The 25002-nt window shown below is 57.3% G+C and carries 27 protein-coding genes; 1 reads left to right on the forward strand and 26 read right to left on the reverse strand.

Annotated elements, in window-relative coordinates; all coding sequences use genetic code 11:
* Positions 1–190 precede the first annotated feature (190 nt).
* The 25 genes from BCM02_RS06055 to BCM02_RS06175 all read right to left on the reverse strand — a co-directional run bounded on the left by BCM02_RS06055 (position 191) and on the right by BCM02_RS06175 (position 22587).
* The gene (locus BCM02_RS06055) at positions 191–577 is read right to left on the reverse strand and encodes a YraN family protein (RefSeq protein ID WP_148928168.1); all 387 of its coding nucleotides are present in this window, start codon (positions 575–577) and stop codon (positions 191–193) included.
* On the reverse strand, positions 574–882 hold the full coding sequence (locus BCM02_RS06060) for an EscU/YscU/HrcU family type III secretion system export apparatus switch protein (protein WP_148928169.1): 309 nt from the start codon (positions 880–882) through the stop codon (positions 574–576). The genes BCM02_RS06055 and BCM02_RS06060 overlap by 4 nt, the downstream gene beginning before the upstream one ends.
* A complete protein-coding gene (locus tag BCM02_RS06065) occupies positions 879–2951 on the reverse strand; it encodes a flagellar hook-length control protein FliK (protein WP_148928170.1) in 2073 nt (690 codons plus the stop codon). Before BCM02_RS06065 ends, BCM02_RS06060 begins: the two co-directional genes overlap by 4 nt.
* A gap of 228 nt (positions 2952–3179) precedes the next feature.
* Entirely contained in the window at positions 3180–3794 is a 615-nt protein-coding gene (locus BCM02_RS06070; protein ID WP_148928171.1) for a ribonuclease HII, read from the reverse strand.
* Positions 3795–3851: 57 nt separating this feature from the next.
* Entirely contained in the window at positions 3852–4724 is an 873-nt protein-coding gene (ylqF, locus tag BCM02_RS06075; RefSeq protein ID WP_148928172.1) for a ribosome biogenesis GTPase YlqF, read from the reverse strand.
* A 13-nt stretch (positions 4725–4737) separates the two neighbouring features.
* Positions 4738–5433: a signal peptidase I gene (gene lepB, locus BCM02_RS06080; protein ID WP_148928173.1), complete on the reverse strand. Its 696-nt coding sequence runs from the start codon at positions 5431–5433 to the stop codon at positions 4738–4740.
* A 79-nt stretch (positions 5434–5512) separates the two neighbouring features.
* Positions 5513–5854 carry a 50S ribosomal protein L19 gene (gene rplS, locus BCM02_RS06085; RefSeq protein WP_148928174.1) on the reverse strand — a complete coding sequence of 114 codons (342 nt, stop codon included), beginning with the start codon at positions 5852–5854 and terminating at the stop codon, positions 5513–5515.
* A 145-nt stretch (positions 5855–5999) separates the two neighbouring features.
* Complete coding sequence (gene trmD, locus BCM02_RS06090; RefSeq protein ID WP_148928175.1) at positions 6000–6740, reverse strand: tRNA (guanosine(37)-N1)-methyltransferase TrmD; 741 nt, start codon at positions 6738–6740, stop codon at positions 6000–6002.
* Between the two features lie 2 nt (positions 6741–6742).
* Positions 6743–7264: a ribosome maturation factor RimM gene (gene rimM, locus BCM02_RS06095; protein WP_148928176.1), complete on the reverse strand. Its 522-nt coding sequence runs from the start codon at positions 7262–7264 to the stop codon at positions 6743–6745.
* 89 nt (positions 7265–7353) lie between these two features.
* Positions 7354–7584: a KH domain-containing protein gene (locus BCM02_RS06100; RefSeq protein ID WP_148928177.1), complete on the reverse strand. Its 231-nt coding sequence runs from the start codon at positions 7582–7584 to the stop codon at positions 7354–7356.
* Between the two features lie 24 nt (positions 7585–7608).
* Positions 7609–7881 carry a 30S ribosomal protein S16 gene (gene rpsP / locus BCM02_RS06105; protein WP_148928178.1) on the reverse strand — a complete coding sequence of 91 codons (273 nt, stop codon included), beginning with the start codon at positions 7879–7881 and terminating at the stop codon, positions 7609–7611.
* Between the two features lie 36 nt (positions 7882–7917).
* Entirely contained in the window at positions 7918–9300 is a 1383-nt protein-coding gene (gene ffh / locus BCM02_RS06110) for a signal recognition particle protein (RefSeq protein WP_148928179.1), read from the reverse strand.
* 34 nt (positions 9301–9334) lie between these two features.
* Complete coding sequence (gene ylxM, locus BCM02_RS06115; protein WP_246183271.1) at positions 9335–9673, reverse strand: YlxM family DNA-binding protein; 339 nt, start codon at positions 9671–9673, stop codon at positions 9335–9337.
* Positions 9674–9825: 152 nt separating this feature from the next.
* Positions 9826–10824, reverse strand: coding sequence for a signal recognition particle-docking protein FtsY (gene ftsY, locus BCM02_RS06120; RefSeq protein WP_148928181.1), 999 nt, complete (start codon positions 10822–10824; stop codon positions 9826–9828).
* A 116-nt stretch (positions 10825–10940) separates the two neighbouring features.
* Complete coding sequence (gene smc, locus BCM02_RS06125) at positions 10941–14525, reverse strand: chromosome segregation protein SMC (RefSeq protein WP_148928182.1); 3585 nt, start codon at positions 14523–14525, stop codon at positions 10941–10943.
* A 145-nt stretch (positions 14526–14670) separates the two neighbouring features.
* A complete protein-coding gene (gene rnc, locus BCM02_RS06130; RefSeq protein WP_148928183.1) occupies positions 14671–15369 on the reverse strand; it encodes a ribonuclease III in 699 nt (232 codons plus the stop codon).
* Positions 15359–16600 (reverse strand): beta-ketoacyl-ACP synthase II, encoded by a 1242-nt coding sequence (fabF, locus tag BCM02_RS06135; RefSeq protein ID WP_148928184.1) that lies wholly within the window; start codon positions 16598–16600, stop codon positions 15359–15361. The genes rnc and fabF overlap by 11 nt, the downstream gene beginning before the upstream one ends.
* Positions 16601–16766: 166 nt before the next feature.
* Complete coding sequence (acpP, locus tag BCM02_RS06140) at positions 16767–17000, reverse strand: acyl carrier protein (protein WP_148928185.1); 234 nt, start codon at positions 16998–17000, stop codon at positions 16767–16769.
* Between the two features lie 99 nt (positions 17001–17099).
* Positions 17100–17849: a 3-oxoacyl-[acyl-carrier-protein] reductase gene (gene fabG, locus BCM02_RS06145; RefSeq protein WP_148928186.1), complete on the reverse strand. Its 750-nt coding sequence runs from the start codon at positions 17847–17849 to the stop codon at positions 17100–17102.
* A 194-nt stretch (positions 17850–18043) separates the two neighbouring features.
* Positions 18044–18973 carry an ACP S-malonyltransferase gene (gene fabD / locus BCM02_RS06150; protein ID WP_148928187.1) on the reverse strand — a complete coding sequence of 310 codons (930 nt, stop codon included), beginning with the start codon at positions 18971–18973 and terminating at the stop codon, positions 18044–18046.
* Between the two features lie 27 nt (positions 18974–19000).
* Positions 19001–19987 (reverse strand): beta-ketoacyl-ACP synthase III, encoded by a 987-nt coding sequence (locus tag BCM02_RS06155; protein ID WP_148928738.1) that lies wholly within the window; start codon positions 19985–19987, stop codon positions 19001–19003.
* Between the two features lie 9 nt (positions 19988–19996).
* Positions 19997–20986 (reverse strand): phosphate acyltransferase PlsX, encoded by a 990-nt coding sequence (gene plsX, locus BCM02_RS06160; RefSeq protein ID WP_148928188.1) that lies wholly within the window; start codon positions 20984–20986, stop codon positions 19997–19999.
* Position 20987: 1 nt separating this feature from the next.
* Entirely contained in the window at positions 20988–21575 is a 588-nt protein-coding gene (gene fapR, locus BCM02_RS06165) for a transcription factor FapR (RefSeq protein ID WP_187434096.1), read from the reverse strand.
* A gap of 286 nt (positions 21576–21861) precedes the next feature.
* Positions 21862–22035: a 50S ribosomal protein L32 gene (gene rpmF / locus BCM02_RS06170; protein WP_006211382.1), complete on the reverse strand. Its 174-nt coding sequence runs from the start codon at positions 22033–22035 to the stop codon at positions 21862–21864.
* A gap of 42 nt (positions 22036–22077) precedes the next feature.
* Entirely contained in the window at positions 22078–22587 is a 510-nt protein-coding gene (locus tag BCM02_RS06175; RefSeq protein ID WP_148928189.1) for a YceD family protein, read from the reverse strand.
* 112 nt (positions 22588–22699) lie between these two features.
* On the opposite strand from BCM02_RS06175, the gene BCM02_RS06180 reads away from it, so the two are divergent.
* Positions 22700–23944: a nucleotidyltransferase gene (locus BCM02_RS06180; RefSeq protein WP_148928190.1), complete on the forward strand. Its 1245-nt coding sequence runs from the start codon at positions 22700–22702 to the stop codon at positions 23942–23944.
* A gap of 11 nt (positions 23945–23955) precedes the next feature.
* Here BCM02_RS06180 and BCM02_RS06185 read toward each other — a convergent pair whose 3' ends face one another.
* On the reverse strand, positions 23956–24990 hold the full coding sequence (locus BCM02_RS06185; RefSeq protein ID WP_148928191.1) for a YlbL family protein: 1035 nt from the start codon (positions 24988–24990) through the stop codon (positions 23956–23958).
* Positions 24991–25002 lie beyond the last annotated feature (12 nt).

The raw sequence follows: 25002 nt of genomic DNA on the forward strand, positions 1-25002 counted from the left end.
GCTCGTTCAGCTTGCCAGACCAGTCACTACCCATATAATGGTTGTTCGCGGACCACTCAATTTAAAAACCTCCTTTTCAGCCGCATCGAATGATATCAATTTGCCGTCTTCAATCCATTTTGAGATCGATGAAGCCGGCAAACCTATCGTTTGGGGCTGAAAAGGAGGTTATTTGCGCACGTACCATCGTTCAGAACGCGGACTCGAAATGTCGGAACTCCAAGACCTCGTCCGTGATCCGATCCAACGTGATAGCCGCTACATCGAAACGAACGGACGCGCTAGTGTAGCCGAACCGATGCAGATATACTTCGGCGACAGCGCGAACTTGTAACTGCTTCCGATAATCGACAGACTCGGCAGCTGTGCCAAACCGCCCCCCGGAAGTCCTCGTTCTAACCTCGACGAACACGATGACGCCCCGATGTACCGCGACGAGATCCAACTCCCCCGATCTGCAGCGCCAATTCCGGTTCAAAATGACATAGCCAACAGACGCCAAGTGTCTAGCCGTGATCTCTTCTCCTAGCTGCCCCGTCGCATTTTTCTTGCCACGTAACGGATGCCTTGCGGTCATTGCAGCTGTCCTCCCGCCCGTTTGTCCGAACGATAGACGAAGCTTAAAATTTCCGCGACAAGCATGTATAATTCGGGAGGAATTTCCTGGGCAATATCCAGTTTCGCCAGCACTTCGACGAGCGATTTGTCTTCCTGAACCGGCACTCCGTTCTCGGCGGCTTTCTCGACGATGACGTCAGCGATCCGGCCGCTTCCTTTCGCGACGACGACCGGCGCCGATCCTGTGCCCGGTTCATACTTAAGCGCAACAGCTTTTTTAGCGGGCGTCGCCTGCCCCTTGCCGCTTGGTTGATTTGGCTTCATGCCCGGTAATCCACCCCTTTGTAAGGCTTGGACGCATATGCTGCTTGAACGGGTGTCGGTACCGCCGCTGGCGGCGTATCGGAAAAAGCTAGCCGGTCCGGCATGGGCGTCGAGCGAAGCGAAGACAGCTGATAGCCGGCTTGCTTCAGCGCCTCCGTAATTTCGGCGCGCGAGCCGTCGAGCAGGCTCTCGATGGCCGGATGATCGTTCCACAGCCGCAGCGATACGATTTTATCAACAACTTGCACGTCCACGATCGTATCGCCTAGCGATTTCATGCGCAGATCGAACATGAGCCGGCAGTTTTCCGCGTCCAATTCCCCCTTGCGCCCTCTTCTCGTCTGAATGTGGATGGAAGCCGTCTGGTCGCCATCCGCCGTCTTGAGCGGAATGAACATCGTCACATGCGTAAAAGGCGAACCATTGCGTTCCGGCGACAACAACAGCTGCTGGCCCGTAATTTGCTGAATGAGCTGCTGGGCGGTTTCTTTGAGCACCGGAGGCACGTCATCGCTGCCGGCCAGCAACATAAGCGCATGTTTCAACGACTCCGTGGGAGCCGCGGGGTCCGCTTTGGGTCCGGCGGCAATCAAGTCAGTTCCTTGCAAGATCTGTCCTTGTACATGAGTAATCTTCTCCGATAATACCGGGCTACCGATGCGGTCCGCTACTCCACCGACCGCCGCTTTAAGCGTTTGATCGGCTATTGCACCTTCATGCTTCGTTGCGCCACCCTCGTTGGGAATCGGAGACGAGTGCTGCGGCTGGGCGGCATGCGATGCAGGACTTGCCAGCTGATGCTGTACAGTCGGCACGACCGGTGTACCTTGCTGCGGTTGCGCGATCGATACAGATTGGGTCTGCCCGACCTGCTGAGTACTAGAAATCTGAGCCGATGATGCCGAAGGTTGCGTTGATACCGTTTGCTGAGTTTGAGCCGCGACTGCCGCCCCCGGCTGCCCGGATGCAGCAGACGGCGACGGATGGGCCTGTGAGCCTTGCTGAGATGCTCGCTGTTGCTCTGCCCCCTTCGCCCCTTGCGCGGTTACATCGGCCGTCACGGTGTCTTGTGCGCCCGCATCCGCGGTCGTTATTTGTTCGCGCGCGGCTTGCGCAAGTAATCGCTCGTGATCAACGCCAAACCACTTCATCAGCTGCCCTAACGCGCCGCCGAGCTGATTTCGCGTTTGAGCGTTAGCTACTTCCGGCGTGTCCGGCTGACCCTCGCTTCGAGCAGGCGAATTCGTCGCACCTTCAGACGTGTCCTCCACCTCGCCTACGGTTGTTTCCGTTTTGGCTGCCGCCAACGTATTCGCGGGTACTCCGGTCGAAGTCGACACCCCCGTCTTGCTTTGCATAGCCGCAAGATCGCCGTCTTCCGACAGCTGCATCAAATCCGCGCCTTCCGCCAACAGCTGGACAACTTTTGCCGCAGCCGTCTGCGCCGAAGTCGCGCTCGTTCCTTCCGGTGTCTTTGAAGACCCTAGAAACTGCGCGAGTCCGCTCTCCAGCTTCTGCAGCAGCTCATGCACCGGCGGACCGCTCAACGCTTGATGCAGCGATTTCATGGTCGCCTCCGTCATCGGCAGCCCTCGCTTCACCGCCACGGCCGCCGTTTGCATCCAGCTTTGCATATCCGCTTTAGCAGGCTTCATCTCCGCTGCCTGCATAAACTGACCGATCACTTGCTTGTTCAGCGTGACGCCGCTGCGGCGCAAATCGCGAACCAACTCCCCGGCCCATTTCGTCTCCGGCAGACCAAGCGATTTCACCCATTCCTTCACCGTTTCATCAGACGGGGCGGCGGCTTGCGAATCCACCGTCTTCATGACGATTTGACCGTTCTCCGATGGCTGCTGAACTTGAAGCAACGCGCTCTGTCCGGGAGCCAAGCCCGTCTCCAGTTTCGCTCGAACCTGACTGCCGTTAATCTGAAGCAACGCTTCATTATCGTCCATCACCTGCAGAACGACGCCGCGCACGACTTGACCGGCCTTTAATTCGAGTGCTTTGCCTTCGCCTTGTTGTACATCCCCCATGAGGCCGCGCATCACATGTCCGATATTCATCCCGACGTTCCTCCTCTCATCCTTGACTGCCTCTCCATACACTTTCGCGCCAGACCTTGCCAACCTGCGCTATTTAGCCTTATTATCGGCAAAAACATGAAATCTCTTAACCTTAGCCGACAAAATGCTGCAGCTCAACAACAATAAAGCCGGACAGCGCGTTCCTTTGCGGTGCTTCCGCGGAACTGCCTGCCCGGCATTCTGAGTACGCTATGCATTTGCGGCCCATCAAAACAAAACTTGCTGTTCCACGAACAGCTTACCCAAAAACGATTTGCGATGCAGCGGACTTGGGCCGTATTCCAGCAGCTTCTCCCGGTGAAACTTCGTCGCATACCCCTTATGGATCGCGATGCCGTATTCCGGGTACATCCGCTCCCACTCGCCGACGCATAGCCGATCCCGCGTAACTTTGGCAACGATTGAAGCCGCGGCGATCGATTGGCTGAGCGCATCGCCCTTGATAATCGCCAGCTGCGGAATATCGAGGTCCACCTTCTCGGCATCGACGAGCAAATAATCCGGATGCACGCCTCCGAGCTGTTCCACCGCTTGTCTCATGGCGAGCCTTGCAGCCTGTTTTATATTAATCTCGTCCACGACCGAGGCGTTGACTCTGGCTGCCGCCCATGCGATCGCTTCGCCCGTGATTAGCTCATAGAGCGCTTCGCGTTTCTTCTCCGACAACTTCTTGGAATCGTCAATGCCGTCCAGTATAAGGCCCTCCGGCAATATGACGGCCGCCGCCACCACATCGCCGAACAAACAGCCGCGCCCGACTTCGTCAATCCCGGCGATTAGCCGGTATCCCTGCTCCCACAGTCCGGTTTCGTACGTAAGCATGCCGAGTCTCTCCCGTTCCCCCACGGTGCTAACCGAGTTTCTTCCCGACGCGGTCGTTTAGAAAAAATCTTCCGGCGCTTCGAAGGAAAGTCTCCCCAGCTTGCCCGCGCGAAGTTCTCTCAAAATAATGCCCGACGTCTTCTCCAAATCGACCCGTCCGCCGCTGACCAGACAGCCGCGTTTGCGACCGATATCCTCCATAACGCGCACGATCTCGTCCGTATCTTCCGGATCGGCCGGCGGCTTATCGACGCCGAATCGCTCCTCGATCATCGGCCAGTACCGCTTCACAAGCACTTTGATCGAGAAGAACGCCACGTCTTCGATGTTGATGACCTGCTCCTTGATCGCGCCCGTCATGGCGAGCATGTAGCCGACCATCTCGTCCTCGAACTTCGGCCAAAGTATACCCGGGGTATCCAGCAGCTCCATCTCCGTGCCGACCTTGATCCACTGTTGGCCTTTGGTGACGCCCGGACGGTCCCCGGTTGCGGCAATGTTGCGTCCCGCAAGCCGATTCGTTAACGTAGACTTGCCGACGTTCGGAATGCCGACGATCAACGCGCGAATGGCGCGCGGATTCATCCCTTTAGCGATTTGGCGCGCGATTTTCTCATGCAAAATCTTCTTCGCCGCCGCCGGTACTTCGCCTACGCGCGAACCCGTGGAGGAGTCGAGGGCCAAGCTGGCATGTCCTTCCTTCGCGAAAGCGGCTATCCACTGTTCCGTCGTCTTCGGATCTGCCAGATCGGCTTTGTTCAGAATGATCAGCCGCGGCTTGCCTTGCAAAATCTCGTCCACCATCGGGTTGCGGCTGGAATACGGCACGCGCGCATCCAGCAGCTCGATGGCCAAATCGATCAACTTTAATTTATCCTGAATTTGTCTCCGGGCTCTCGTCATATGCCCCGGAAACCATTGTATGGTCATGCTGCCTTTCACCTCATCCGTGTTTAACGAACTGCAACTTATCCAGCGGCCAGAAAATAAAGTCCGCGCGTCCGACGATCCGATCGTACTGCACGAATCCGATCATCCGACTATCCTGGCTGTGGGAACGGTTATCGCCGAATGCGAGCACGGTTCCTTCCGGTACCGTATCTTCCGTAACCGTATCGTTCGGGAAGCCTTCTCTCGTATTGTACAGCTCGCCACGCGCTTTCGCCGCCGCGATCGCCTCCGCCAGATACGGCTCTTCGACCTTCTCGCCGTTTATGTATAAATCGTCGCCTTCGTATTTAATCTTATCGCCTGGTACCCCGATGACCCGCTTAATGAAATCGCGTCCTTGGTCAGGAACCTCGAATACGATAACTTCTCCGTGTTTCGGAGCCCGGATATCATAGATGATTTTGTTGACGATCAGTCGCTCGCTAGTATAGAAGTTCGGTTCCATGGACTGCCCTTCCACGATAAAGGGAGCAAATAGGAACCAGCGGATAACCAGAACCAACAGCGCCGCGATCGCCAGCGCCTTCACCCATTCCGCGATTTCGCTGCGGGCTTTGCTGCCCTTGCTTCGCTCCGGAATGGTGCTGTGCTCGTTCAACTCGTTCTTATGGCGTGATTGTTCCAGTTGCGAGTTGTCTGTGTTCGTACGGTCTTCCCCGTCCTCGTGCTTCCCGGATTGATGGTCCATCCGCTTCCCTCCGTTCATATCCCTACCGAATAAAACGAAAAGGGGACTTACTATGCGCAAGCCCCCCTCTTGTCGTTCATTAACGAATCTCTTTAATTCTCGCAGCTTTACCGCGCAGGTTACGAAGGTAGTACAGCTTCGCACGACGGACTTTACCGCGACGAGCTACTTCGATCCGCTCCAGCTTCGGCGAATGTACTGGGAACGTTCTTTCAACGCCCACACCATACGAAATTTTACGAACCGTAAATGTTTCGCTGATGCCGCCGCCGCGACGTTTAATTACAACGCCTTCGAACAGCTGGATACGCTCGCGGGAACCCTCGATAACTTTAACGTGTACCTTGAGCGTGTCTCCCGGACGGAAGTTTGGCAGATCTGTACGCAATTGCTCTTGCGTGATTGCTTGTACGATATTCATTTTAGAATCACTCCTTCCACCATAGACGTTCATATCAGCTCGCCGATTCATCCTAGGAATCGGGTCTTAGCTGTATAGCGGACCGCCCGATTATTACAAAAAGCAACATTTGAAATTATAACACAAACCGCGACCGATTGCAAACTCATTTTTCAGTTCGCTGCTGTTCCAGCCATAACCGTTCCTTGTCGGTCAACTCCACGCGCTCCAGCAGCTCCGGACGCCGCTTCAACGTGCGTAGGAGCGACTGCTGGCGACGCCATTGCTCTACCTTCGCGTGATGACCAGACATAAGTACCTCGGGTACTTCCCAGCCCCTAAATACGGCAGGACGCGTATAATGCGGATGCTCGATCAGACCCGTGCTGAACGAGTCCGTCACCGCCGACGTCTCGTTGCCAAGAACGCCGGGTATCAGTCGGGCAACGCTGTCGATGATGACCATGGCTGGCAGTTCGCCGCCCGTGAGCACGTAATCGCCGATCGAAATTTCGTCGGTGACCAGATGCTCGCGTATCCGCTCGTCGTAGCCCTCATAATGGCCGCAGACGAAGATGAGATGCTTCTCGCCGGCCAGTTGCTCGGCTTTGCGCTGCGTGAACGGCTCGCCCTGCGGGCACATGAGCACGACGCGCGGAGCGGCCTCCTCGCGCTGCCGGCTGACCAGATCTTCCACCGCCGCGAACAAAGGCTCCGGCTTCAGCACCATGCCTCCGCCGCCGCCATAGGGGTAGTCGTCAACCGTGTTATGTTTATTGTTGGCATAATCGCGAAAATTGACGGCGTTCAACTCCACGATGCCTTTGTCCCGGGCTTTGCCCAAGATGCTGGCGCCGAAGACGCCGTCGAACATCTCCGGGAACAAGGTCAACACGTCGATCCGCACGATTAGATCAATCCTTCCATCAGCCGGACGGTCACCGTCTTCGACGCGACGTCCACGTTAAGGACAACGTCGTCGATGACCGGAATAAGCAGCTCCTTGCCTTTGGCGGGCTTGACCACCCACACGTCGTTCGCGCCTGGGCTCAAAATTTCGGTGATTGTGCCAAGCTCCTGTCCCTCTTCGGTTACGACCTTGCAGCCGACGATCTCGTAGTGATAATATTCGCCCTCTTCCAATTCCCCGAGCGAGTCCTTCGAAATCTTGATTTCCCAGCCCTTATACTTCTCGACATCGTTAATATTATCGTAACCGGCCAGCTTGATCATAAACATGCCCTTATGCTCGCGCGCGCCGGTAATTTCGATGTGGAGTCGCTGCTTCGTCTCGGGATGTTCGATGACGAGCTTGCTGCCCGGCGCGAATCGCTCATCGGCGAAGTGCGTCTGCGAGACGACCTTCAACTCCCCCTTGATGCCATGCGTGTTCACGATTTTGCCTACGGTAAGCATATCTTGTTCGTTCATGATGAGACTGCCCCTTTCCCTGCATGCTTATTGTTCCATCGAAAAAGGGCTAGGATAAGGTATCCTAACCCTGCTTCGATGTACGATCGCTATGAAACGATATCGACCATGACGCGCTTGTCCGTCTTAACGGCCGCCGAGGAAACGACCGTCCGGAGCGCCTTTGCAATCCGTCCCTGCTTACCGATCACTTTGCCGACATCGCCGGGGTGAACGGTAAGCCGATAGACGGTGCCGCGATCGTCCTCTTTCACGTCGACGCGCACGTCCTCGGGGTGATCCACAAGAGCCTTCGCGATGACAAGAATTAACTCTTTCATGCAGCGGCCTCCGCTTAAGAAATATTATTTCTGAAGCTTCGATTCATGGAACTTTTTCAGAACGCCTGCTTGAGAGAGCAGGTTGCGAACCGTATCGGAAGCTTGCGCTCCGGTGTTCAGCCATTTCAGTGCTTTCTCTTCGTCAATCGTCACTAGTGCCGGTTGTGCAACCGGGTTGTAAGTACCGATCTCTTCGATAAAGCGACCGTCACGCGGGGAACGGGAGTCGGATACGACTACGCGGTAGAAAGGCGCTTTGTGCGCACCCATACGTTTCAAACGAATACGTACTGCCATTGTGTTTCACCTCCTTACAATAGTAGAACGGGAATATTAGAACGGGAACTTCATCCCCTTGCCCAGCATCCCTTTCATGCCCTTCAAGCCTTTCATGCCGCCCTTCGGACCTTTCGGTCCCATCATGGACGAGAACTGCTTCATCATTTTCTTCATGTCGTCGAACTGCTTGATCAAACGGTTGACTTCGGCGATCGACGTGCCGCTGCCGGCAGCAATCCGCTTGCGGCGGCTATGGTTCAAGATTTCCGGTTTCTGCTTCTCGACCTTCGTCATCGACTTGACGATCGCTTCGACGCGGGAGATCTGTTTTTCGTCCACCTTGACGTTTTTCATATCCTTCATTTTGCCCATGCCCGGGAGCATATCGAGCAGCTGATCGAGAGGTCCAAGGTTGCGTACCTGCTCCATCTGCTCGAGGAAATCCTCGAACGTGAATTCGGCCGTACGCATTTTGCGTTCCATCTCGGCTGCTTTCTCGGCATCTATGTTCGACTGTGCTTTCTCGATGAGGGAGAGCATGTCGCCCATGCCGAGAATCCGGGAAGCCATCCGGCTCGGATGAAAAGGCTCGAGCGGCTCGATCTTCTCGCCCGTAGCGACGAATTTGATCGGCGTGCCCGTCACGGCCTTGACCGACAAAGCGGCACCGCCGCGCGTATCGCCATCTAACTTAGTAAGCACGACGCCCGTTAGCTCCAACTGGCTATGGAAGCTCTGCGCAACGTTGACCGCCTCTTGACCTGTCATCGCGTCGACGACGAGCAGCACTTCGTCTGGATTCGCGACCTCGTGCACCTGGCGAAGCTCCTCCATGAGCGCTTCGTCGATGTGCAGTCGGCCGGCGGTATCGATAATGACGTAGTCGTTGCCGTGCTCCTTCGCGTGGGCCAAGCCCGCGCGGGCAATCTCGACCGGCGACGTCTTGTCGCCCATCGTGAACACCGGGGCACCAATGCCTTCACCGAGCACTTGGAGCTGCTTGATCGCGGCCGGACGATAAATGTCGCAGGCGACGAGCAGCGGGCGGTGCTTGTCCTTCATCAGCATCTTGGCCAGTTTGCCGGAAGAGGTCGTCTTGCCGGCGCCCTGCAGACCCGCCATCAGGATGACCGTCGGCGGACGGTTCGACTTCGCCAGCTTGCTCTGCGTGCCGCCCATCAGTTCGGTTAACTCTTTGTTTACGATATCGATGACGACCATGCCGGGCGTAAAGCTCTTCGTCACTTCCGCGCCAACGGCTTGTTCCTTCACCTTCGCGATAAAATCTTTAACCACTTTAAAGTTGACGTCGGCTTCCAACAAGGCAAGGCGCACCTCGCGCATCGCTTCGTTTACGTCTTCCTCGCTCAGCTTGCCTTTGCCGCGCAGCTTGCCGAACACATTCTGCAGCCGGCTTGTTAATCCTTCGAATGCCATGACCGTCACCTCGCTTAATGCTTATATGTAATACTTATTCGTTCCCGTTCGTCTCCATCCCGCCGGATTCGATCGCGCGCAATCCCGCCGAGATAGCGGTTAGCCGCTGATTGAACATGACGTCCGCTTCTGCGGCGAAGGCTTCCAGCTTACTCAGCCATTGCTGACGCGCATTATGCTTCGCCAACAGTTTAAGCTTGCTCTCGTAGCCTTCCAGCACCGTCTCCGCGCGCTTGATGTGCTCATACACGGCTTGGCGGCTCACTTCGAATTCGGAGGCGATTTCCCCGAGGGAGTAATCGTCGTGAAAATAATATTTGAGAAAAGTTTGTTGCTTCTCGGTCAGCAGCGGCTCGTAAAAATCGAACAACATATTGATCCGGGTCGTCTTAGCAAGGGCATCGGGTCCTTGTACGGCCACCGTTATTCCCCCTCCGTCAAGGGCAAGACCTTTACACGTCTTAACCACGACGTTTATCATAGCCTATTCGACATACCGCTGTCAAGCAATTTCCCTTGTCACGTTTACGAATCCGATTGTTCGCCTTCCGCCGACTGAATAAGACCCGCGAACAGCGCGTGCACGAACTGTTCGGAATCGAATTCCTGCAGGTCGTCCATCTTCTCGCCAAGTCCAACCAGCTTGACCGGCAGCTGCAGCTCGTTGCGGATCGCGATGACGATGCCGCCCTTCGCCGTACCGTCGAGCTTCGTTAATACGAGTCCCGAAACGCCGCTCTTCTCGCCGAAAAGCTTCGCTTGGCTTAGCGCGTTCTGCCCCGTCGTCGCGTCGAGCACGAGAAGTACTTCATGCGGCGCGCTCGGCACTTCGCGCTGGATGACGCGGTAAATTTTGTTCAGCTCTTCCATCAGATTCGCCTTGTTCTGCAGACGTCCGGCCGTATCGCACAGCAGCACGTCCACGCCGCGTTGTTTGGCCGCTTGCACGGCATCATACATGACCGCGGCAGGATCTGCGCCCGACGATTGCTTAATCACGTCTACGCCGACGCGTTGTCCCCACACTTCCAGCTGCTCGATCGCGCCCGCGCGGAACGTGTCGCCAGCGGCCATTAGCACCTTTTTGCCCTCGCTCTTGAACTTGTGCGCAAGCTTGCCGATCGTCGTCGTCTTCCCGACGCCGTTAACGCCGACGAACAAGATGACCGTCAATCCGCTAGGCTCCATGTGCAGCTTGTTGTCCTCGTCGCCCTTCAACAGGCCGATCAGCTTCTCGGACAGTACCGGTTGCAGCTCGGAAGCGTCCTCGATCTTCCGCTTCTTCACCTCGACGCGCAATTCGTCGATTAGCGTCATCACCGTGTTTACGCCGACGTCCGCCCCTATCAGGATTTCCTCCAGCTCTTCATAGAACGCCTCATCGATCTTTTTGCGTCGCAGAATAAGCTCCTCGACGCGTTCGACGAACGCGGTACGGGTCTTGGTCAACCCTTCCTTGAATTTATTGGTAACGGTCTCGGTTTTCTGCGAAATGCTTTCTTTCAGTTTCTTAAAAAAACTCACGTTATCCCTCCATCCATTGGTGCCGAAAGCGTAAAGCAGCGGATCCGCTATTACCGATCCGCCGCCGCTTTCGTCTATCTATGCCGACCGTTTGGCCATGATCGTCCCGCTCCGCTTTAAGCGCTCTCCGCGGAGAACGGATCCTCTTCTTCCAGCCTGACCGAGACGAGCTTCGAAACGCCGCCTTCTTCCATCGTGACGCCGTACAACACATCCGCTTCCTCCATCGTGCCTTTGCGGTGCGTGACGACGATGAACTGCGTGAGCGAGGAGAATTCGCGCAAATACTGCGCGAACCGCGCGACGTTCGCTTCGTCCAATGCCGCTTCGACTTCGTCGAGCACGCAGAACGGAACCGGCTTCACCTGCAAAATCGCGAAAAGGAGCGCGATTGCCGTCAGAGCCCGCTCGCCGCCGGATAGCAACTGCAAATTCTGCAGTTTCTTCCCCGGCGGCTGGGCGACGATATCGATGCCGCTGTCCAGTACCCGGTCGGGATCGACCATGACCAAATCCGCACGGCCGCCGCCGAACAGTTTCCCGAATACGACGACGAAGTGTCCGCGTATGGCCTCGAATGTCGTACTGAAACGTTTCGACATCTCGTCATCCATCTCGCGAATGACTTGATACAGCGTCGTCTTTGCTTCGATCAAGTCGTTCTTCTGTTCGTCTAGGAATTCGTAGCGTTCTTTGACGCGCTCGTACTCGTCGATCGCGCCCAAGTTCACTTCGCCCAGCGCGCTGATTTTGCGTTTCAAGTCGCGCACTTCGTTCTGCAGCGCCGGCACGTCTTCCGGCACCGGGTACTTCGACTTCGCCAGCTCGTAGCTGAGCTCGTATTCCTCGCTCAATTTGCGCAGCAGGTTATCAAGCTCGACGTCGAGACGATTCGAGGCGATTTCGGTCTGCCGCATCTGTTCTTCAACCTGACGAAGCTGCGTCCGCTGCTCCTTCGTCTCGCTCTCGCCTTGCTCGAGCTCGCGCATCATCTCCGCCCGCTCGGCCCGCTTCAGATCGGTCTGCTCCGCGCACTTATCCTTCTGGATGCGAAGCGCGTTCAGCTGTTCGATCTGGCGAACGCTCTCGTCGGCATGCTGCGTACCGTCCTCGTTCTGTCTGGCGAACATGTCGCGCAGCCCGGACAGCTCTTGCTTGGAACGCGTAACGTCCGCGCGGACGCGGGAAGCCTGATCTTCGAACGCTTGCTTCTCGCGCTCGGCCTTCGCCACCGCGATCTTCAGGTCGGTCAACTGATCCTGCAGCTGCTCCTTCGCGGATTCGTTCGCCTTGCGCTGCTCCTCGGCAATCCGGATCGCTGCCTGCAGCTTCGTCTCCTGCGCGGTCATCTCTTGCAGCTTACGCTCCGCCTCGGCCGCGGATGCTTGCAGCTGTTCGCGTTCGGAGCGGTGACCCGTGCTGTCGGATTCGAACAACTGCCGCTGTTCGGTCAAGTGACGGTTCTCGTTCTCCATCTGCTGCAGTTCGGCGCGCAGGTGCTGCTCGTCGATGCGGAGCTGTTCACCCGAGCTGCGAAGCTCGTCGATATTCTGACTACGGATCGATTGTTCTTTACGCAAATCGGAAATTTTGTCTCTCAGCTTGACCAACTGCATGTCCGTTGTCTTCACTTCGGCATCCAGCTCTTCGATTTGACGCGTCCGGCCGAGCAGGCTCGCCCCCTTCTTCTGCAGGCTGCCGCCGGTCATCGAACCGCCGGCATTGACGACGTCGCCTTCAAGGGTCACGACGCGGAACCGGTATTGGCACTTCGCCGCGATCCGGTTCGCTTGTTCCAGCGTCTCCGCCAGAAGCACGTTGCCGAGCAAATTGTCGACGATGGAGGCATATCGCGGTTCGCTGTCCACGAGATCCGCGGCCACGCCGACAAAACCTTCTATGCTTGCCGCCATGCGTTTATCTTGCTCCGGCACGCTGCGTCCGCGGATAACGTCAAGCGGCAGGAAGGTCGCCCGGCCAAGCTGCCGTTGTTTCAGGAACGCGATTCCGGCTCTCGCTGTACGCTCGTCCGTCATGACGATATGCTGCAGCGCGGCGCCGAGCGCGGTCTCAACCGCGGTCTCGATTCGGGCCGGCACGCGAATGAGTTCCGCTACCGCGCCATGTACGCCATCCAACCCGCCGCTTGAGCGCCGCGAAGCCTTGAGTACTTCACGTACGCCCTGCATAAAGCCATCCATGCCGTCCTGCATCTCTTTCATCGTATCGCGCCGCGAGCGAAGCGCTTCCAGCTTCTGTTCCCACTTCCTGGCGGCGGTCTGCGCTTCCTCGAGCAGCTTCTGTCCCGCTTGCAGCCCTTCTTGCTCGGCCGCGTATTTCTCGCGGGCGCCGGCGATATCGGCTATCGTCGCGTCAAGTCTCGCCTTCAGGTCTGCTCTTCGCGCCTCCAACTTGCCATGCTGCTCCTGCCACTTGGACTGCTCCTCGGACAACCGTTCCATGCGCCGTTGAAGCACTTCTTCCTGTTGACCCGCGTATCGGATTTCGTTGCGAAGCTGCGCCATGGCGCTCATGACCTCGAGAAGCTCGCTCTTGAGCGACTCCTCCGCCTCGCCCGAATTCGCCGCCGCCGCGCCAAGCATACGCGCTTCCTCCGATAACAAGCGTCCGCGCAAATCGGTTAGTTCTGCTTCCAATGATGCCGCTTTGCCGCGAAACTCGGCTTCTTCCTTCGTGAGCGTCGCGATACGCTCGGTCAACGCTCCGATCGAGCTTTCCAGCTGCGTGCGATTCTGCTCGAGGTTCTTCTTCCGTTCCTTCAGCACCTCGCCGTAGCCTTCGCATTTCTCGTATTCTTCGCTGTACTGGAGCATCGATTCATGAAGACGATCGAGCGTTTCCTCGATTTCTCTCAGCTTCAACCGGTCTTTCTCGAGCAGGGCGTCATGCTTGCTGACTACTGTCGTCAGGGAGAGTTGTTCGTTCTCCAGCTTCTTCAGCTTCTCGCTCGCTTCCGTCCATGAGCGATGAACCGTCTCGATATTGTGCACGTACATAGAAATTTCCGAGCTCTTCAGCTGTTCGCGTAGTTCCTTGTACAGACGGGCTTTCTCGGATTGCTCCCGCAGCGGTTCGACCTGATCCTCGAGCTCCGATACCAGGTCGTGAATGCGCAGCAAATTCTGCTCGGTATCGTCCAGCTTACGCTGCGCTTCGCGCTTGCGCGATTTATATTTCACGATGCCGGACGCCTCTTCGAAAATGCCCCTGCGATCTTCCGAACGCGTGCTCAAAATCTCTTCGATTCGGCCCTGTCCGATGATCGAGTAGGCCTCCTTGCCGATTCCCGTATCCATGAATAGTTCCGTAATATCTTTCAGCCTGCACGGCTGCTTGTTAATCATATATTCGCTGTCGCCGCTCCGATGAACGCGTCTCGTAACGGTGACCTCGTTATATTCGAGCGGAAGCGCATTGTCGCTGTTATCAAGCGTTAACGACACTTCCCCGAAGTTGACCGCTTTGCGGGCGTCGCTGCCGGCGAAAATAATATCTTCCATTTTCCCGCCGCGCAGGCTCTTGGCGCTCTGCTCGCCAAGCACCCAGCGTATGCTGTCGCTGATGTTGCTTTTTCCGCTGCCGTTCGGGCCGACAACCGCTGTAATGCCCCGGACGAATTCCAGCTCCGTCTTATCGGCGAACGATTTAAAACCCGCAAGTTCTATCCTTTTCAGGAACATAGCTTATGCCTTCACCTCAACGATTATTGTACCATACTTGTCTGAAAAGGACAGGTTGTTTTCACTGGTGCGACGCCGCCCGGGCGCTAAAAATCCCGGTTTGCTGGGCAGACCGGGATCTTGCAGGCAATATAAGGATAACGCGTTACGCTTCGCTGCCGAGCTTGCGCCAGGCTTCCGCGGCCGCTTGCTGCTCCGCTTCCTTCTTCGTCCGTCCGATGCCGGATCCGAGCACGCGTTCGCCGATCGATACCTCCGCGACGAATTCGCGGTCATGGGCTGGCCCCCGCTCTTCCGCGATCCGGTATTCGATCAGTCCCATGCTGTTATGCTGCGCCTTCTCTTGAAGCATCGACTTGTAGTCTTTCACGAGCAGACCGCCGTCGCCGTCGATGTAAGGGAACATATACGTTCTCAGAAAGACCTGAACCGTCTCCAGCCCTTGATCGAGGTAAATCGCGCCGACGAACGACTCGAACAGGTCCGCCAACAAGGCTTGCCTTTGGCGACCGCCTAACTGCTCTTCCCCGCGACCGAGCAGTACATGGGCGCCTAGTTCGAGCATTTCCGCAAACCGCGCCAACGACGGCTCGCAAACGATCGATGCACGCATACGAGTTAATTGTCCTTCCGGGCGTTCCGGGAACGTACGGTACAAATACTCGGATACCGTCAATTGAAGAACCGCGTCCCCGAGAAACTCCAGTCGCTCATTGTGCTCCGCGCTGCTTTTCCGGTGTTCGTTGACATAAGACGTATGGGTGAACGCCTGCCGGAGCAGGCGCGGTTTGCGGAAGCGGAGCTGCAGACGCTGCTGCAGCTCCTCGAATGCATCAAGCTTCATATTTCTTCAAAATAATCGTCGCGTTGTGGCCGCCGAAACCGAACGAATTCGAAAGCGCAATGCGAACGTCGGCTTGACGAGGCGTATTCGGAACATAGTCCAGATCGCATTCCGGATCCTGATCGTCAAGGTTAATGGTTGGCGGGATAATGCCGTTCTGCAAGGTCAGACCGAGAATGACCGCTTCAACGCCGCCGGCTGCGCCAAGCAGATGGCCGGTCATCGATTTGGTCGAACTGACAGCCAATTTGTACGCGTGATCGCCGAACGCCTTCTTGATCGCGCTCGTCTCGGACTTGTCGCCTACCGGCGTCGACGTGCCGTGCGCGTTGATATAATCGATCTCGGAAGGCTCAAGACCACCGTCCTTCAATGCGCGGATCATGCAGCGGGCCGCGCCGTCCGGATCCGGTTCGGTCATATGGTGGGCGTCGCCGCTCATGCCATAACCGATGACTTCCGCATAAATATGGGCGCCGCGCTGCTGCGCGTGCTCCAGCGATTCCAGAATAAGCACGCCTGCGCCTTCGCCCATGACGAATCCGTCGCGTCCCGAGTCGAACGGGCGGCTTGCCTTCTCTGGCTCGTCGTTGCGCGTGGACATCGCGCGCATCGAACAGAAGCCCGCAAGCCCCGTCGGACGGATAGTCGCTTCCGCGCCGCCGCAGATCATGACGTCCGCGTCGCCACGCTGGATCATTTTGTAGGAATCGCCAATGGAGTGGGTTCCCGTCGCGCATGCCGTAACGGCCGTGCTATTCGGACCTTTAGCTCCCGTCGCCATTGAGACTTGACCGGATGCCATGTTCGCGATCATCATCGGGATGAAGAACGGACTGACGCGCTTCGGGCCTTTCTCGAGCAATATGTTGTGCTGGTCTTCCCACGTGCCAAGACCGCCGATGCCCGAACCGACCATGACGCCTACGCGCTCGGGATCGACGTTCTCCCCAATTGCAAGCTGCGCGTCCTTCACGGCCGATTGGCTCGCGACGACGGCAAATTGGACGAAACGGTCCATCCGGCGCGCTTCCTTCTTATCGATCCCGTAATCTTCGGGATTGAAATTCTTCACTTCCGCCGCGATCTGGGTCGGATATTCGGAGACATCGAACGCTTCAATGTGCGAAACGCCGGATTTGCCTTCCATCAGATTGCCCCAGAACTGCTGCAACTCGGAGCCGAGCGCTGTCATTACGCCCATGCCCGTCACCACGACTCTATGCTTCATTCTCTTCACCTCTTGGTTGAACTGCTATTGCTAACACGGTGATGCGCTGTATGTAATCTATGAAAATCGCGATAAGCGCTTGCTGATATTCGGGTAGGCTAGGATAAAAAATGAAGCGCAAGATGGAGAGAAGTCCCGTCTGTTACAACGGGACTCGTCCAAATTCTTAGGTATGAGATTGTATGTAGTTTACAACTTCTCCCACACTCGTGATTTTCTCTGCATCTTCATCAGAGATTTCCATATCGAATTCATCTTCCAGCTCCATGACGAGTTCTACGACGTCAAGAGAGTCAGCGCCGAGGTCGTCTTTAAACGACGCTTCAAGCGTAACTTCAGACTCGTCAACGCCAAGGCGGTCGATAACGATGCGCTTCACACGTTCCAATACATCGGACATCCGGTTCACCTCCTCCAAAGTATTATACGAGAATTGAGGACAAAATGCCATACGCGACACGGCTTCAACCTGAAAGCGTTTAAGCCCCCGCGGCTTCGGCTACATGTACATGCCGCCGTCGACGTGTATCGTTTGGCCGGTCATGTAAGAAGCCGCCCCGGATGCGAGGAAACGAACCGCGTTGGCGATATCTTCCGGCTGCCCCAGTCTTGCGAGCGGAATGCCTTCCGATAGCTTGACACGGGCTTCTTCCGGCAATTTGTCCGTCATGTCGGTCTGGATAAATCCTGGCGCGACGCAGTTGACGGTAATGCCTCGGGAAGCAAGCTCCCGCGCGGTCGATTTCGTAAGTCCAATGACGCCAGCCTTTGCCGCCACGTAGTTAGCCTGCCCAGGATTTCCGAGCGCCCCTACGACCGAGGAAATATTAATGATCCGGCCCGAACGCTGCTTCATCATCGGCCGCGTCACGGCCTTGGTGCCGTTGAACACGCCCTTCAGATTCGTCTCGATTACCTCGTCGAACTCTTCTTCCTTCATCCGCATGATTAGGTTATCGCGCGTAATGCCGGCATTGTTCACCAAAATATCGATGGCGCCGAACGTGTCGACGACCTGCTTGACCATGGCTTCGAATTCCGAAGATTTGCCTACGTTCGCTTGAATGAGCAAGGAACGGCGCCCGAGCGCCTCGACCGCTTTCGCCGTCTCGGCGGCTGCCGCCTCGCTTCCCGCGTAATTGATCGCGACGTCCGCGCCTGCTTCGGCCAAGGCGATCGCAATCGCCCGTCCGATCCCGCGGGAAGCGCCGGTGACCAATGCCGTTTTGCCTGTTAGAGATGCAAACAAGTGGATATCCCCCTTTACGATTGGCTTCGGATGCTGCAGAATGCTGCACGTCCCACCTTCCGGTTGTACACGCAAACCAATCTGCTCCGGCAGAATGCTGCATCTCCCACCTTCCGGTTGTACACGCAAACCAATCTGCTCCGGCAGAATGCTGCATGTCCCACCTTCCGGTTGTACACGCAAACCAATCTGCCTTACACAGCCGGTACCGCCTCGATCGAAGTCGCGGAATTAATGGAAATAACCGTAACCGACTTATCGATTTTCTTGATTAGTCCCGCCAGCACCGTGCCGCTGCCGATTTCATAGAACGTATCGACGCCTTGGGCGATCAAATACCGGACGCTGTCTTCCCAAAGCACGGGCGAGTACACCTGCTCGGCGAGCAAGCGCCGGATGTCGTCCTTGCCGGCGACCGCCTCGGCCGTAACGTTGGCCACGACCGGAACGGCCGCATCGTTGAGCGAGAGCTCCGACAACACGCCCGAGAGGCGGTCGGCGGCTGGCTTCATCAGGGAAGAATGGAACGGACCGCTTACTTCAAGCGGAATGACCCGCTTCGCTCCCGCCTCCTTCCCCCGTTCGATGACGGCTTGAACGCCCGCCGCCGTGCCGGAGACGACGATCTGCCCCGGACAGTTCACGTTCGCCAGCTCTACCGCGCCCGCTTCCCCGCTTGCCTGCGCGCATAATGCGGCAAGCGCTTCGCGTTCCGCGCCCAGCACCGCAGCCATGGCTCCCTGCCCGCCCGGTACAGCTTGCTCCATGAATTCGCCGCGCGCACGGACCGTGCGGACCGCATCCTCGAACGACATCACGCCGGCCGCGACCAATGCGCTGTACTCGCCCAGACTATGGCCTGCCACGAAATCCGGCTCGACGCCGCGCGTCTTGAACGCTTCGAGCAGCGCAACGCTTACCGTCAACAGCGCCGGCTGCGTGTTCGCGGTTTGCTTCAGGGTTTCTTCCGGCCCTTCGAAAATAATCGAGCTTAACGAAAAACCTAGCGCTTCGTCGGCGCGGTCGATGATCGCGCGGGACGCTTCGATGCTCTCGTAAGCGTCCTTGCCCATTCCGACCGCTTGCGCGCCTTGCCCGGGAAATACGAATGCGATTTTACCCATACTCTCAACCTCCACGATAAATTCGGCCTACCAGACGAGAACGCTCGCGCCCCAAGTCAAGCCGCCGCCGAAACCGACCAATACGAGCTTGTCGCCTTCTTGGACACGACCTTCCTCGACCGCTTCCGCCAGCGCGACCGGAATCGACGCCGCCGACATATTGCCGTATTTGTCCAGGTTGATCATGCTTTTCTCTTCCTGCAAATCCAAACGATTCAGCGCCGACTGGATGATGCGGATGTTCGCTTGATGCGGGACAAGCAAATCGATCTCGCTCTTATCCATGCCCGCTTTGCGCAGCGCTTCTTCCGCCGCGCTGCCCATAATGCGCACCGCGAACTTGAACACGTCGTTGCCGGCCATGAACAAATAATGCGCTTTGCTGTCGACCGATTCCTTGGTTGACGGCAGCCTCGAGCCGCCGCCGCGCACATTAAGGAGCTCGCCGCCGCTTCCGTCGGCTCCGAGTTCGAACGACTTGAAGCCCCGTCCTTCCGGCACGCGACCGAGCACGACGGCTCCGGCGCCGTCGCCGAACAAGATACATGTATTGCGATCCGTATAATCCGTAATACGAGACAAACATTCCGCGCCGATGACGAGCACGTGTTTGTACATGCCCGTAGCGATCATGTTCGATGCTGTCGCCAACCCGTATATGAATCCGGAGCATGCCGCCGACAAGTCGAATGCGGCCGCTTTCTTCGCGCCCAGCTTCTCCTGTACCAGACAGGCGGTTGAAGGGAAAAACATATCCGGCGTGATCGTCGCGACGAGGATCAAATCCAAATCTTCCGCCGCCACGCCGGACGCCCGAAGCGCAGCCTCCGCCGCATGGTAGGCCAGGTCGCTGGTCGCTTGTTCCGGCGCCGCGATTCGACGCTCCCGGATTCCGGTGCGGCTGACGATCCATTCGTCGTTCGTCTCCACCATTTGTTCCAAATCATGATTCGTCAAAATACGTTCAGGGACGTATTTGCCCGTGCCGATAATACCTACCGGATATAATTGCATGCCGCTCACTCACTTCCTGCTGAATTCCGATGCGATCGCTTCGACGAGCCGGCTCTGAATCGCGGTACGGGCTTTCCCGACCGCGTTCTTGACCGCCTGATCGTTCGACGATCCGTGACATTTCAGCACCAAACCGTTCACGCCCAGCAGCGGGCCGGCTCCATGCTCTTTGTAATCCATTTTAGCGCGCATCGACGCGAGCTTCGGTTTAATGATCGCGCCCGCAAGCTTCGTCAGGAACGAGCTCATGATGGCGTCGCGGACGCCTCGCATGACGACGCTCGCCGTGCCTTCCATTGTCTTCAGCATAATGTTGCCGGCGAATCCGTCGCAGATGAGAACGTCGCAGTTGCGCAGAAGGACGTCGCGCGACTCTACGTTGCCGATAAAATTGATCGGCGCCTGCTCAAGCAAGGTATACGCCGCCTTCGTTAACTCGTTGCCCTTCATCGCCTCGGTGCCGACGTTAAGCAGACCGACGCGCGGATTATTCATGCCGTGCACCTTTGCGCGGTAAATACTGCCCATAACCGCATACTGGGCGAGATGTTCTGGCTTGGCGTCCATGTTCGCGCCTAAATCGAGCGCCAACATGCCGACATCGTCCATCGTCGGGAGCATCGGAGCCAGCGCCGGGCGTTCGATCCCGTCAATGCGGCCGACGATAAGCAACCCCGTCGTCATCAGCGCGCCCGTATTGCCCGCCGAAAGCATCGCGTCCGCTTTGCCCTCGCGTACCAACGTGCCCGCGACGACCATGGAGGATCTCTTCTTCCGACGAACCGCCTTCACCGGCTCGTCGTCCGGTCCGATGACGTCGTCCGCATGCACGATCGTAACGTTCGCCGGCTTGTTACCCTCAAACAGAGGTTCGATCTGCGCCGTATCCCCGACCAGAAGCAGTTCGGTGTCGGACCATTCTCTCGCGGCGGCCAGCGCCCCCTTCACAATCTGGGACGGCGCATGGTCACCACCCATTGCATCAATAGCGACCCGCAAGTCAGTTCCCTCCTTCGATGATTGGCTCTCCCGCGGACCGGTAAATGACGAAGTGACCCTGGAATACCATTTCGTCGCCAACGTACGAAAACACTTCCACTTTCGCCTTGCTCTTCTCGCCCGATATCGATCGCACGTACGCCTTCGCAATGCATTTCTCGCCTAACTTGACGGAACGCACGAAACGAATGTCGGCTGTAGCCGTCAGCGCGATCTCGTCGTTAATGACAGCGACGGCCAAAGAGTTCGCCTGCGCGAACACATGATGGCCGCGGGCGATGCCGGTCCGCGAGAACACGTGCTCCTCGCGAATTTCGAAAATGGAGATGCCGCTCCGGTCCAACTGCAGGTCGACGATATCGCCGATGACCTCGTGGAGCGGAAGCGATTTGACCGCGTCGTACGAACGTTCCGCCATTAATTTCATCCGTTCCCGGAGCTCCGGAATGCCGAGTTCCATCCGGTCCAGCCTCACGGTCTGTATGCTGACCTTGAGCTGCCTTGTTAATTCCCTATCGGTAATAAATGGATTCTCTTCGATTAACTTGGATAATTGCTGATGCCGCTGCCGCTTCGGAACGCGTTCGATGGCCCGCACCGCCTTTGCCGTAATGTTGAGCCAGTATGTAACGCCTTGCAGCGGAAACCGCCCGCGAAGTTGACGGGTTGCGGGCACAAACGAACTTATGATAGCCGTGTGCGCTGCGCCAAACTTACAAGCAGATATTATAACCTGGTACTAACTAGTATATAGAATAAGCCGTCCCGAATCAATCACCCCCGCTTATTCGACGGAGAATCGGGCTTGCGCAACATGATCTGGACAAAAAAAATAGCACCTCATCACGGGATGAAGTACTACTTGTAAGTTGAAACTATTGTTTAATGATCTCTCTCGCCTTATACGTTCCGCATACTTTACATACACGGTGAGCCAGTTTAAGCTCTCCGCATTGCTCGCATTTTACCATACCCGGTACAGCCAGCTTGAAATGCGTACGGCGTTTGTCACGACGGGTTTTCGACGTTCTACGTTGTGGTACTGCCATGTTTCCCACCTCCTTCACAGAATTGGGCAGCGCCCATAAGCGCTACTTGTCGTCCTTGAATAAATCTTTCAAAGCGGCCAGTCTTGGATCGATGCGTTCGGTCTGACAGCCGCATGCCGATTCGTTCAAATTGGCGCCGCACGAATGACAAAGCCCCTTGCAGTCCTCCCGGCACATCGGGGTGAAAGGAAGCGCAAGCAGCATCGTCTCCTCGACGAGCGGCTCCAGGTCCACCTTGTCCTCTTCCACGACGATTATCTCTTCGTCCTCGGCGCCGTGCTTGGCGCTTGCGGGCTTAAAGCGTTCGTGGAACGGAACGACAATCGTCTCATGGACCGGCTCCAAACAGCGTGAGCAGGCCATCTCCAAATCAAGGGAAAGTTCTCCCTCGATGTGCGCGATGCCGACTTGTCCATATGCCTCGAGCGCTACCTTGATCGGACCGGACTTCAGAACGTCTTTGCGGACTTCCTGCAGCCAATCGGTATTAAGGTCGGCCTTCAACGGCACCCGGGCGTTTGCTTTTGCCAGTTCCTGAACATGAATCTCCATATCATCACTCCAAACAAACAAAGTTTATTATATCGACGTTTAAATCGTTTTGTCAACATTTTCACTCGCGTGATATAGTGAAATTACATTGGAAAACGTTGGAGGGACAATCGTGCGCACTGTCGGACTAATCGTGGAATACAATCCATTCCATAATGGACATCTCTATCATTTGCAGCAATCGGTCAAAATAACGGAAGCGAATGCGGTCGTCGCCGTCATGAGCGGCCACTTCCTGCAGCGCGGGGAACCGGCGCTCGCGGACAAATGGACGCGGACGGAAATGGCGCTTCGCGGCGGTTGCGATCTGGTTCTGGAGCTGCCCGTCGCCTACTCCGCGCAGGCTGCGGAATGGTTCGCCTACGGCGCGGTCGCCACGCTTGACGCGACGGGCGTCGTGGACGCGCTGTGCTTCGGCAGCGAAGGCGGCGACCTTGCGCCCATGCGGCGCGTCGCCCGCGAGCTCGCGTCCGAGAGCCCTCCCTTCGCCTCGCTGCTGGCGGACAAGCTGGCCGATGGCGTCAGTTATCCTTCGGCTTACGGCGCCGCCGTAAAGGCATATATGAGCGCGAAAGGAGACGCGGATGCAGCCGCCTTCGCGTTCGACCAGCCGAACAATACGCTCGGGCTGCATTATCTGCTCGCGCTGGAGAGACTTGTCAGCCCGATGACGCCGTATACGATCAAACGCGAGAAAGCCGGCTATTCGCAAACCGATATTACCGATACCCAAATCGCAAGCGCGACCGCCATCCGCAAGCTCATTCTGGAACAAGGCTCGCCGGATGCGGCTGCCCCTTTCATTCCCTTCACAACGCTGGACCTTCTTGCCGGGAGCTCGCGCGCGGAAGCCCGCGTAAGCTGGCGGCTGTACGAACGGTCGCTGTTCCATAAGCTGCTCTCCGAACCCGCGGAGATGCTCGCCGCTTATCATGAAGTAACCGAGGGTCTGGAGCACCGAATCAAAAACGCGCTGCCGTCCCTTCCCGCTCTCACGTTCGAAGCGCTGCTGGAGGCGCTCAAGACGAAACGCTATACGCGCACGAAGCTGCAGCGGGCGCTGCTGGCGATTTTGCTCGGCCACCGCAAGACCGACATGACCCGCGAGCGGCTGACGACCGGCGTCGAGTATATCCGCGTGCTCGGCTTTACGCCCAAAGGTCGCGAGCTGCTCAAAAGAATGCGAAAAGATGCCCGTCTGCCGGTGCTGCTCAGCGCGGCGGACGCGCGATCGGCTTCACGCTATCTGCAAATGGACGTGGAAGCGACTTCCGTCTATGCATTAGCCGAGCCCAATACCGACGCCAAGATGCTATTCCGAGATTATTACGGCAAGCCCGTCATGTTGGAGCGCTGAATGTCGGCCGGTCAGCCGCCGGCCTCCTCCAGCGCCTGTTTCGCTTCGCGGAGCGTTCCGATGCCAAGGACGCGCATGGCGGTTCCGATATCGGCCGCCTTCGCGATCGCTTCCTGCTCATTCTCCTCGGGTACGAGAAATACGTCCGCTCCGGCCCGGTCGGCCGCCACGACCTTGTGGGAGACGCCTCCGATCGCGCCGACTTCCCCCTTCGCATTAATCGTCCCCGTCCCTGCGACGCGCATGCCCGCCGTTAAATCCCCGTCCGTCAGCTCGTCCAGCGTCTGAAGCGCGAACATAAGTCCGGCGGACGGCCCGCCAATCTCTCCGGCTTGAATGTCGACTTCATCTTCCGCGTTAGCGGGCTGTATTCGGCGAAGCTCGGTCAACTTGCGAACTCCGACCATCAGGGCCGGCTGATCGGCAATCACTTCCGCCGGCAGCCGGATTGCAAGCTCCAGCGTTCGCCCTTGGCGGACGATGGAAACTTGCGTCTGTCCGGCAGCCGCTTCCCGGTTCAGCGCGAGAGACAGCTCGCGCAGACTCGTCACAGGCAGCCCGCCGAAGGAGACGATCTCGTCTCCCGTATGGAACGCGCCGCTTGAGCTGCCCGCGTCGGAAACAACAAGGGCGTAAGACGCAATCTCGTAGGCCACTCCCGCTTCCTCGTACGCCGCCTCTACCGCATCCGTCTGCGAGCCGCGCATGACGACCGTCTGCATCTCCATGAAATCCGCTTGCGAACCGCCTTGGAACAAATCCCGCTTGCGAACCAATTCGAGATTGCCGTCCCAGGACGAACGAATCGTCTTCCACGCGTTCGCGTCCGAAAGCTGGACGGTCGTCAACATGAAGGCGCCCGTACCCGGTTCGTCTGGGTTCGAGGCGCGTACGAGCGGCTTCGTATAGAAAGCAAGGCCTGGTTCGTAGGCGGCGTAAGGCGTCGGCGCGTAGAGCAGCAGCGCCATGACCGCGGCGGTCAGCAGCCCCCAGCGAACGGCCGTCCCGGCCGCCCCTCCGCCTGTCAGCAGTTTCCTCGCGTCCATCCCTCTCACCGC

The organism is Paenibacillus methanolicus, assembly GCF_008124765.1.
GTDB classification, from domain to species: Bacteria; Bacillota; Bacilli; order Paenibacillales; family Paenibacillaceae; genus Paenibacillus_Z; species Paenibacillus_Z methanolicus.

What these genes read in the sequence shown, in the direction of transcription:
- BCM02_RS06100 (WP_148928177.1), bottom strand. Translation starts at nt 7,584, where the DNA reads ATGAAAGAGTTAATTCTTGTCATCGCGAAGGCTCTTGTGGATCACCCC.
- rimM (WP_148928176.1), bottom strand. Translation starts at nt 7,264, where the DNA reads ATGAACGAACAAGATATGCTTACCGTAGGCAAAATCGTGAACACGCAT.
- rnc (WP_148928183.1), bottom strand. Translation starts at nt 15,369, where the DNA reads ATGAAGCTTGATGCATTCGAGGAGCTGCAGCAGCGTCTGCAGCTCCGC.
- BCM02_RS06070 (WP_148928171.1), bottom strand. Translation starts at nt 3,794, where the DNA reads ATGCTTACGTACGAAACCGGACTGTGGGAGCAGGGATACCGGCTAATC.
- lepB (WP_148928173.1), bottom strand. Translation starts at nt 5,433, where the DNA reads ATGGACCATCAATCCGGGAAGCACGAGGACGGGGAAGACCGTACGAAC.
- rplS (WP_148928174.1), bottom strand. Translation starts at nt 5,854, where the DNA reads ATGAATATCGTACAAGCAATCACGCAAGAGCAATTGCGTACAGATCTG.
- acpP (WP_148928185.1), bottom strand. Translation starts at nt 17,000, where the DNA reads ATGTCCGATGTATTGGAACGTGTGAAGCGCATCGTTATCGACCGCCTT.
- rpmF (WP_006211382.1), bottom strand. Translation starts at nt 22,035, where the DNA reads ATGGCAGTACCACAACGTAGAACGTCGAAAACCCGTCGTGACAAACGC.
- BCM02_RS06155 (WP_148928738.1), bottom strand. Translation starts at nt 19,987, where the DNA reads ATGCAATTATATCCGGTAGGTATTATCGGCACGGGCAAATACGTCCCT.
- fabF (WP_148928184.1), bottom strand. Translation starts at nt 16,600, where the DNA reads ATGAAGCATAGAGTCGTGGTGACGGGCATGGGCGTAATGACAGCGCTC.
- BCM02_RS06060 (WP_148928169.1), bottom strand. Translation starts at nt 882, where the DNA reads ATGAAGCCAAATCAACCAAGCGGCAAGGGGCAGGCGACGCCCGCTAAA.
- fabD (WP_148928187.1), bottom strand. Translation starts at nt 18,973, where the DNA reads ATGGGTAAAATCGCATTCGTATTTCCCGGGCAAGGCGCGCAAGCGGTC.
- smc (WP_148928182.1), bottom strand. Translation starts at nt 14,525, where the DNA reads ATGTTCCTGAAAAGGATAGAACTTGCGGGTTTTAAATCGTTCGCCGAT.
- rpsP (WP_148928178.1), bottom strand. Translation starts at nt 7,881, where the DNA reads ATGGCAGTACGTATTCGTTTGAAACGTATGGGTGCGCACAAAGCGCCT.
- ffh (WP_148928179.1), bottom strand. Translation starts at nt 9,300, where the DNA reads ATGGCATTCGAAGGATTAACAAGCCGGCTGCAGAATGTGTTCGGCAAG.
- BCM02_RS06175 (WP_148928189.1), bottom strand. Translation starts at nt 22,587, where the DNA reads ATGGAGATTCATGTTCAGGAACTGGCAAAAGCAAACGCCCGGGTGCCG.
- ylqF (WP_148928172.1), bottom strand. Translation starts at nt 4,724, where the DNA reads ATGACCATACAATGGTTTCCGGGGCATATGACGAGAGCCCGGAGACAA.
- ylxM (WP_246183271.1), bottom strand. Translation starts at nt 9,673, where the DNA reads ATGTTGTTCGATTTTTACGAGCCGCTGCTGACCGAGAAGCAACAAACT.
- BCM02_RS06055 (WP_148928168.1), bottom strand. Translation starts at nt 577, where the DNA reads ATGACCGCAAGGCATCCGTTACGTGGCAAGAAAAATGCGACGGGGCAG.
- BCM02_RS06065 (WP_148928170.1), bottom strand. Translation starts at nt 2,951, where the DNA reads ATGAATATCGGACATGTGATGCGCGGCCTCATGGGGGATGTACAACAA.
- BCM02_RS06185 (WP_148928191.1), bottom strand. Translation starts at nt 24,990, where the DNA reads ATGGACGCGAGGAAACTGCTGACAGGCGGAGGGGCGGCCGGGACGGCC.